Annotated in this window: 7 protein-coding genes; 4 read left to right on the forward strand and 3 right to left on the reverse strand. The window is 37.8% G+C overall.

The window, feature by feature from the left end; genetic code table 11:
- Positions 1 to 503: nuclease-related domain-containing protein (locus tag ACO1D1_RS12835; protein WP_423336142.1), on the reverse strand; the 503-nt coding region annotated here is incomplete at its 3' end.
- Between the two features lie 264 nt (positions 504 to 767).
- Between ACO1D1_RS12835 and ACO1D1_RS12840 the strand changes: the two genes are divergently transcribed.
- On the forward strand, positions 768 to 2,006 hold the full coding sequence (locus tag ACO1D1_RS12840; RefSeq protein WP_423336143.1) for an ATP-binding protein: 1,239 nt from the start codon (positions 768 to 770) through the stop codon (positions 2,004 to 2,006).
- A 289-nt stretch (positions 2,007 to 2,295) separates the two neighbouring features.
- On the opposite strand, the gene ACO1D1_RS12845 is transcribed toward ACO1D1_RS12840, so the two are convergent.
- A complete protein-coding gene (locus ACO1D1_RS12845; protein WP_423336144.1) occupies positions 2,296 to 3,306 on the reverse strand; it encodes an alpha/beta fold hydrolase in 1,011 nt (336 codons plus the stop codon).
- A 477-nt stretch (positions 3,307 to 3,783) separates the two neighbouring features.
- Here ACO1D1_RS12845 and ACO1D1_RS12850 point away from each other — a divergent pair, with 477 nt between their 5' ends.
- Positions 3,784 to 5,055, forward strand: coding sequence for an amidohydrolase family protein (locus tag ACO1D1_RS12850; RefSeq protein ID WP_423336145.1), 1,272 nt, complete (start codon positions 3,784 to 3,786; stop codon positions 5,053 to 5,055).
- 423 nt (positions 5,056 to 5,478) lie between these two features.
- On the opposite strand, the gene ACO1D1_RS12855 is transcribed toward ACO1D1_RS12850, so the two are convergent.
- The gene (locus ACO1D1_RS12855; protein WP_423336146.1) at positions 5,479 to 6,018 is read right to left on the reverse strand and encodes a transcription repressor NadR; all 540 of its coding nucleotides are present in this window, start codon (positions 6,016 to 6,018) and stop codon (positions 5,479 to 5,481) included.
- A gap of 206 nt (positions 6,019 to 6,224) precedes the next feature.
- Between ACO1D1_RS12855 and nadB the strand changes: the two genes are divergently transcribed.
- A complete protein-coding gene (gene nadB, locus ACO1D1_RS12860) occupies positions 6,225 to 7,805 on the forward strand; it encodes an L-aspartate oxidase (protein ID WP_423336147.1) in 1,581 nt (526 codons plus the stop codon).
- Positions 7,774 to 8,572 (forward strand): carboxylating nicotinate-nucleotide diphosphorylase (nadC, locus tag ACO1D1_RS12865; protein WP_423336148.1); only part of this gene is annotated, 799 nt, incomplete at its 3' end. The genes nadB and nadC, both read left to right, overlap by 32 nt.

An 8,572-nucleotide genomic window follows, 5' to 3' on the forward strand; every position in this document is an offset into this window, starting at 1 on the left:
CGGTTAACCTGATTTGGGAGTATAATAGGATGGTCCATTTGCGCATTGTATAACGTAAATTCGGGGTTAATAAAAATAACGGAAGCTTCAACGTGGAAGTTAAGCTTGAGGTCCCGGAGCAGCTGGCGGAATTGTGATGTACATTTGTTTAATTGATCGATTGGATTTTTATATTCACGACCGGTTTTAACGGCGTAAAATCGATCATCTTCCAGGCAAAAGTCTCCTTCAAAATTTTTCACATCGAAGAGACGAATCACTTCCTGTGATATAAGCGTTGAATCAATTTGAAAATAGGAATGGTTTATTTTTAGCAGCAAGTCATTGATGAAATACCTTTCTTCTTGAAGACTTTCTGCTTTTCGGTCAAATTCCACCTCACCTTGATAACCTTTTTCCAGACTAAAATAATGAAACTTTTCTTCTTGTGATAAATTCATCCGCGTGTTTAATGATCGCATTTTCAACAATTCGTCTGATTCTGTTCTTCCTCTAAGTAGCATTATCCACTTCCTTTCAACATTCCTAAGTCTATTTTATAGAAAAATTGAACAGATAGGTGTGAATATTCCGTTAAATATTGACAGGTATTTTCAAATGAAATTTTAAATTACAACTAAAGATATTGCTTTATCCAACCCATTCAACTATTTCACCATTTTCAAATTAAGATGTAATTGTATTCTAAAATGGTATGATAATGTATACATGAGAAATCCAAACCAAATATTAAAGTAAAATAAGAAATTTTTAATAAAGGGGTATATATGAAGGGAATTTATACTCAAATAAATAAAAAAGTATATTATATAGCAATGTTAATTGTAATAGCCATTATGATAATGGGGTTATTTATTGGTAATCCACGTATGGATGAGCATGGGGGCGGCTTTAGCTTACATGTTACACTTGTGGTCATTCTATCTGTCTGTTTATTACTTTATCCTAGATATGTAACCCATGTTTTTAGAATAATACTAATAATAGTAGCGTCCGTTTACTTTTATACTCTTTTCTTTTTATATCCAGAGACTGGGTCCAACTTTATCTTTCTATGTTTGATTCCAATAATCTCTATCTTGTTTTTTGATGCAAAGCTCTTTTACTTTTCTTTACTATTAAACAGTATATCAATAATGTTTACTTTTAGTTATATTATACTAATTGATCAAGGCAATCAATTCTACTTTATAAAACAAGATTTAACAGGAAATGTTATAAACTTTATAGGCAGTCAAGTGATTATCTATTGTGTATTTTATTTATCGTATGGACGAATTAAAAAACAGCAATTATATTATGAAAAAATAAAAGAGACAGAGCGTTTGAAGATATCTGGCCAACTAGCAGCTGCTGTTGCTCATGAAATCAGAAATCCTTTGACAGTTGTTAAAGGATTTTTGCAGCTAAACGAAAAAGATCCTTCAGTTAGTGATGATATAAAGAGACACTATACTTTGATGATTGGTGAATTGAAAGCTGCTGAGCACGTGATTTCTCAATTGTTATCTGTTGCAAAGCCAAATAATGATCAAGGAACGGAAACTATGAATGTAAAGAATGTTCTTCAGACTGTAACAGATTTACTTCATTCATATGGACTTTTGAATGAGAATAATATTGAATTAAATGTAATAGAAGATTGTATTATCGTCGCAAATCTAATAGAATTTAAACAATTATTAATAAATATAATTAAAAATGCAATTGAGGCCTCCGAAATAGGTGATTCGGTTGAGATAACGGCTAATATGAAGAATGATTTTGTTGAGATTAAAGTAATCGATTATGGACAAGGAATGACAGAAGCAGAAGTAGGGTCTTTAGGTACTCCTTTTTACTCTTTAAAAAGTAAAGGGACGGGATTAGGTATGATGATTTGCTACAATATTGCAGCAAAATATAAAGGAACAATAGATATCCAAAGTTCGAAAGGTGAAGGTACTACGGTTACTATTCGCTTTCCATCAAAGAATAATACGATAGGGTCTAAAGGTAAAATCTAAATCGAATTTCCTTTTAAGAAGACTAGGAGAGATTCCACTGAATGTCCAGGAATCCAATACTCTTACTTATGAAAAGTAAAACCTCATTTTGACTAGGTGCGGTGAACCGTATCATAAGTAAATGAGGTTTTAGAAACGTGAGAATTCCATCATTTTAAGTGAAATGGCCAATGCCTTTTAATTCTAGCCGAAGAACTAAGGCAAGGATATTATTCAATTGATAATGTAATAAATGAAAAAATCCCCTTAAAAAAGAGGATTTTTGGAATAGGATATAAGCTAAATGAATTCAAAGTTTATGTTCATGATATGATTCAGCAAGAGTTCGGCCGTTACGTTCCTGTACTTGTTCAACCACGTGATGAATTGCTTCTATAACATATTCGGGTCGCGGCATTTGCAGACTGTGTCCTTTGCGATCACTAATCTTATGGATGTGGTTGGTTGACCGGGAGGCCAGTTCTCTTTGCATCTCGGTCCATTGGACACCAAATCCTGGGTTGTTTACAACAGCGATCGGAAGGTCACCAAACTGTGGTTTTTCCGTACAGTTATTTAATTGATTCGAAGCTAGATCCAGGTGTGCCCATGCACTTTTGAATTCCGCTCCAGCTATCCTTCCGGCAAAAATACTGTAAACCATCCCTTTCCATTGCATGTATTCTTCGGCACTAAGCTGCTGTTTGTAGTATGAAAGTTCATTACCATACATCGGAATAATGCCTAGAATATTACCAAGGAATCGTGGAATACCAAATGGAGACATCAGTCTTAGTATCTTCAACATAAAGCCGATGAGGGCAAAACCCTGCTTGAACTTGGCATCATCCTTTAGAAACTCATGCGTCGAATCTAAGAACACTAAGCCAGCCACCTGATTAGGATATTTTAAAGCATAGAGTCGGGCAATCAGTCCCCCTAGGGAATGACCCGCAAGTACATATGGTCCAGGGGCACCAGTCTTATCTAGCAGGTTCTTAAGTTCTTTGATGGTATGTTCGGGAGTTGGCAGGGGACCGGGATCACTTGAGCCCATACTTGCACGGTCATATGTAATAACTCTAGTAAACTTTGATAATTCTTTACGAATATGGATCCATGAATAAGAGCAATCACCCGCGCCATGAATAAGGATGACCGTGGGACCACCTTGACCATCATCCGTTAGATGGAGTCGATAGCCGCCAACATCAATCATTTCACCGGCATGGAGTCTTCTCGCATCACTAAGCCGTGAAACTTGTTCGTATACTAATCCTAGTAAAAGTAAAACTGCCAATGCTACTAATCCAATTAACATTCTTTCCCCTGCTTTCTCCAATGGTTTCGCCTTAAAAAGTAAATTGGTATTGAAAATATATCAACCAAAGGTTCCACCCACAACATATAAGTGGACTTCATTATCCGCAAATGGTACCACATCTACCTTATCAAGGCAGCTAAAAACATTTTATATCTTATGAACAGACCCCTTCTATTATAACTAACAAAATTAATGATGGTATACAAATGATGGAAAATCCAATTAAGCCAAACTGTTGCATTTAGGCTGGTATTGCCGTGAATATATTCTCTTAGACAAAATATCTAGTATCATATATATTTTTAGAGTTAATTGGGTTGACTATATGAGCTGATGCGGATTGTTCAATATATTCATAATTTTCTATTCAAATTGTTTAATTAATTAGAAGGTTCTTTGGTTAGTGTGACCGATGTGAATTTTGGGAAAAAAGACTATACTAAATTGGATTTTTACATAAGGGAGGAATAGTAGATGGAAAAGGTAATTGGAAATATCCAAAAACCAGACAAAAACAGGTCTTACATGTTATTAAATGTTCGATTGGAAAATGGATACACGTATGAAAATGGCACGGTGGCTGCAACGGAAACTGTATTGCGAAACCTACAAATTGTTGATGGGAGAATTGCTCAAATTCTTAAAACTAATGTTCCATATCCTAACAGCATTAATTGTTTTGACGCGAAAGGGATGCTATTGCTTCCTGCTTTTAAAGATATGCATATTCATTTGGATAAAACATATTATGGCGGTCCTTGGAGAGCGGCACATACTACAAAAAATGGCATTTTTGATATGATTTCGTTTGAACAGACATTGCTGCCGGAGCTGCTGCCAACTGCTCAGGAGCGTGGTGAAAAATTAATTGAACTAATCCTTAGCTATGGTACAACGTATGTTAGAAGTCATTGTAACATCGATCAATCGGTAGGGTTGAAAAATCTTGAAAACTTGAAAAAGGCATTAGCGAACTACTCAGATAAAATTTCGCATGAAATCGTTGCCTTTCCTCAGCACGGCTTGCTGCGTTCAAATGTAGAAGGACTGATCCGTGAGGCTATGAATCTAGGAGTAACACATGTTGGCGGACTAGACCCAACTGTGGTTGATGAAGATATGGAAAAATCGCTGAATACGATGGTCCAAATTGCAGTTGACTATAATGCAGGCATCGATATCCATCTTCATGAAGGTGGTGAAACAGGCTTAAAAGCAATTAGGCGATTGGCGGATTTAACAGAACAGGGTGGACTGCATGGAAAAGTAACGGTTAGTCATGCATTCTCACTGGCATCCCTAATGCCTGGGGAAGATGTCGAATTGGCCAATCGCCTTGCATCACTCGGAATCTCGATTGCATCATCCGTACCAATCGGAAAAAGCATTATGCCGATTCCACTGCTACAGCAGCATAAGGTTAACGTCCTGCTAGGGAATGATAGTATTACTGATCACTGGTCTCCATTCGGGATTGGGGACATTTTGCAGAAGGCACATTTGGCGGCACAGCTTTATGGATGGAATAATGAATACAAACTATCACGTGCACTGTCCTTAGCTACAGGCGGAATTACCCCGTTGAATGAAATTGGCACCCAAGTCTGGCCGAAGGAAGGGGACGAAGCTACCGCTGTTCTCGTTCCAGCAAGCTGTTCTGCCGAAGCGGTTGCCCGTCTGCCAAGGCGCGCTGCTGTTCTACATAAGGGAACACTAGCTTCAGGCGAACTTAATCCCGTAAGTTAATGCAACATAGTAGAAATAGATACAATCTCTAAGGTAAGATCCCCATTGCTTAAGAACAAAGGGGATCTTTTTCATTTACCAAAGCATACGTAATCCAATCTGGATAAAATCAGCATAGCTGTCGAAAAGTTAGTGGTGACCCCCAGTGTAATGAGGAGTTAACGCAGTGGGGGCACCTTCTATCGAAGTTGCCCAAAAGTAATGGAACCCATGCTTGATTTACATTCGTGAGTGGGTTCCAAGGGGAGTTCAGGTTAATTGCAAACAATTACTTCTCTATTAAAAGCAGGTTTTTCGATTATTGACCGGGGTGTGCTAAAAAAGGATTATTTAGTATCGTTTTCACTTTTAGTCTTACCTTTATTTTTCACATAAGTTTCTTGAATCATCTTTTTGGGTTAATTAATTTCTATAAGAAAAATCCTAGGCATCTAATAGGAATCCCGCCTTTTTTAGTTTATTTTCTACTTCCTTTAAAGCTTCTCTACTTGTGGAAGATAGGGTATGCAGATGAATTCCATATGTTAATTCCGATAAAAAGGATGCCTTCGTACTAGCAATTCTTTCCATAAATTGTTTGACTTCCTTACGGTTTGACACCATAATGGCGGCATTTAGATTCCCATAAACCGGATGTTCTATTTGAACGTCCTTAACGGTTACACCGTGATCCACTATCAAATTTAATTCACTTTCAACCTCATCGGGTAAATGGCAGCAGGCAATCGTCTTCTCGAAAAGAGGAAGTGCATCTGCTTGCTTTAAATAAATATACCCTTGACTTGTAGCGATAATTGGTTCATTTCTTGCCTTTAATAGGTTAATATCCCCGACAATAGCCTGTCTGCTCACTTCTGTTTTGGCAGCTAATTCACTCCCCGTAATGGCAGTAGTCGTTCCTTTTAAGATTTGTAAAAGCCGTGACCTTCTTTCTTCCCCCATTAATTTTCTTTGCTCTGTCATGGAAACACTCCTAATCTATAACTCAGTCAATTTCCAAACTTTATGAAAAAACGAGATGATCATTATGAACGCTATTTTTTAGCATTTAAACATCTCATAACCCGCTAAATTTTTATCGTAACTTTTGAAAAAAAAAATCTTGTTTTTAGTTTAAATCTATGTAAATATAGATGTCAAGACAGGTGTATACTACGGAGGAATACATTATGGAAAGGAATGACGTTCTTATTATTGGCAGTGGGGTTGCGGCATTGCAGCTGGCAACTTTACTTAACAGTGATAAAAATGTGAGGATTCTCACAAAATCACATTTAAAAAATGCGAATTCTTATTTGGCGCAAGGTGGAATTGCTGCTGCTATTGGGATTGGGGATAATCCATCAAAGCATTTCACCGATACTCTTGAGGCAGGGAGATTTCATAATAATGAGGAATCTGTTCGTGAAGTTTTGAACGAAGCTCCAACGCTGATTGGCAATCTTTCTGACCAAGGTAATCTTTTTGACAAGGACGCAAATGGGAATATACTGCTTGGACTAGAAGGCGCTCATAGTGAAAATAGGATTATACATTGTGGCGGCGATGCAACAGGAAAAAATGTCATAGAATACTTGATTAGTAACCTAACTGAAAATATAAAAGTCGAAGAGAACACTTTTGCTTACGAATTAATCATCGATCATAAGCAAAAACGATGTATTGGCGTAAAAGCTAAAAGCGAGGATGGCAAAATCCGTATTTTTTATGGAGATTATGTGATTCTTGCAACGGGCGGCTGTGGGCAGATATATCCCTTCACTTCCAATGCACCTACTGTAACGGGAGATGGGGTAGCCATGGCCTACCTGGCGGGCGCAGAAATATCAGATATGGAATTTATTCAATTCCATCCAACACTTTTGTATAAAAATGGGGAAACAAAAGGTTTAATTTCCGAAGCGGTCCGAGGGGAAGGGGCAATCTTAGTTACAGATAAGGGAACCCCCATCATGGAAGGTGTCCATCCATTAAAAGATCTTGGCCCGAGGCACATTGTGTCCCAGACAATATTTGACTATATCGAAAATGGCCATGAAGTCTATCTGGATATAAATCGTATTAAGGACTTTGAAGAGAGGTTCCCATCCATTACAGCTATTTGCCGGAAAAATGGTGTGAATTTGTCAGAAGGGAGAATTCCGGTTGCCCCGGGCAGTCACTTTTTAATGGGAGGGGTCAAAACGGATTTAATTGGCCGTACTTCTATAAATGGCCTATTTGCCATAGGTGAAACAGCATGTACAGGTCTTCATGGCGCAAATCGCTTGGCTAGTAATTCAATATTAGAAGGACTTTATCAAGGGAAAAAGTTATCACAATGGATGAATGTAAATTCAAAAAAAAAGCACATATCTAAAGTTCCTAGATTTGTTCCTTTCACACAAGAGAAAAGTATTTTTCTCCCGGATGTCCAGATTTTAAAGGAATGGATGATGAAAAGGGTCGGAATTGTCCGATCTAAAGAACTTTTAGAAGAACAGAATAATTGGCTGCAGCAGTTACATGTAAATGATTTAACGGAATTTGACTCGTATTCCATTCAAGATATTGAGTCAATTTTTATGTACATCACGGCTGGTCTAATTACGAAAGCCGCATTATGCCGGACTGAAAGCCGCGGCGGCCATTTTAGAAGTGATTTTCCAGATGAAGATGATGAGAATTGGTTAAAAAAGACAATCATTCAGAAACGCAAAGGGGAAGTGTCAATCAATCATGAACAAATTAAAACTGCGGTCGTTAATTGAGCAATTTTTAATAGAAGACATTGGAGATCAGGATCTAACGACTGATTTGATTTTTTCAGACCATACAAAGGGTAAAATTGTCTTTTTAGCAAAAGAAAGTGGTGTTTTTTGCGGTGAAGAAATAATGAAGACTGGATTTCCCCTGTTGGATCAGGAAATTGACATCCAATTGTTTGTCAAAGATGGTGACAGATTCGAAGTCGGGCAGAGATTGGCAATTGTTTCAGGGGGGATTTCTGCCCTTTTAAAAGGTGAAAGGGTTGTCCTTAATCTAGTCCAGCGTATGTGCGGAATTGCCACCTTAACACGAAAAGCCGTTGAGACGTTAAATAGCTCGTATACGAGGATTTGCGATACGAGAAAAACGACACCGGGACTCCGAATGCTGGAAAAATATGCTGTCCGCTGCGGCGGCGGATATAATCACCGTTATGGTCTTTATGATGGAGTCATGATCAAAGATAATCATATATCTTTTGCAGGATCAATCAAGCATGCGGTCGAGTTAGTTCGTAAGAATACGGGACATATGGTTAAAATTGAAGTGGAAACGGAGTCAAGAGAACAAGTCATCGAAGCAGTGGAAGCGGGCGCGGATGTCATTATGTTTGATAACCGAACACCAGATGAAATAAAGGAATTTATACAATTAGTGCCGGCCCATATGATAACGGAAGCATCTGGCGGGATCCAATTAACTAATTTGGAAGATTATCGCGATACGGGTGTTCATTATATTTCTCTAGGCTTTTTAACGCATTCATACA

Source organism: Neobacillus sp. 19 (genome assembly GCF_049463095.1).
Taxonomy (GTDB): Bacteria; Bacillota; Bacilli; order Bacillales; family Cytobacillaceae; genus Neobacillus.

Coding starts and splice junctions, on each gene's coding strand:
- ACO1D1_RS12850 (WP_423336145.1), top strand. CDS start 3,784: ATGGAAAAGGTAATTGGAAATATCCAAAAACCAGACAAAAACAGGTCT.
- ACO1D1_RS12855 (WP_423336146.1), bottom strand. CDS start 6,018: ATGACAGAGCAAAGAAAATTAATGGGGGAAGAAAGAAGGTCACGGCTT.
- ACO1D1_RS12840 (WP_423336143.1), top strand. CDS start 768: ATGAAGGGAATTTATACTCAAATAAATAAAAAAGTATATTATATAGCA.
- ACO1D1_RS12845 (WP_423336144.1), bottom strand. CDS start 3,306: ATGTTAATTGGATTAGTAGCATTGGCAGTTTTACTTTTACTAGGATTA.
- nadB (WP_423336147.1), top strand. CDS start 6,225: ATGGAAAGGAATGACGTTCTTATTATTGGCAGTGGGGTTGCGGCATTG.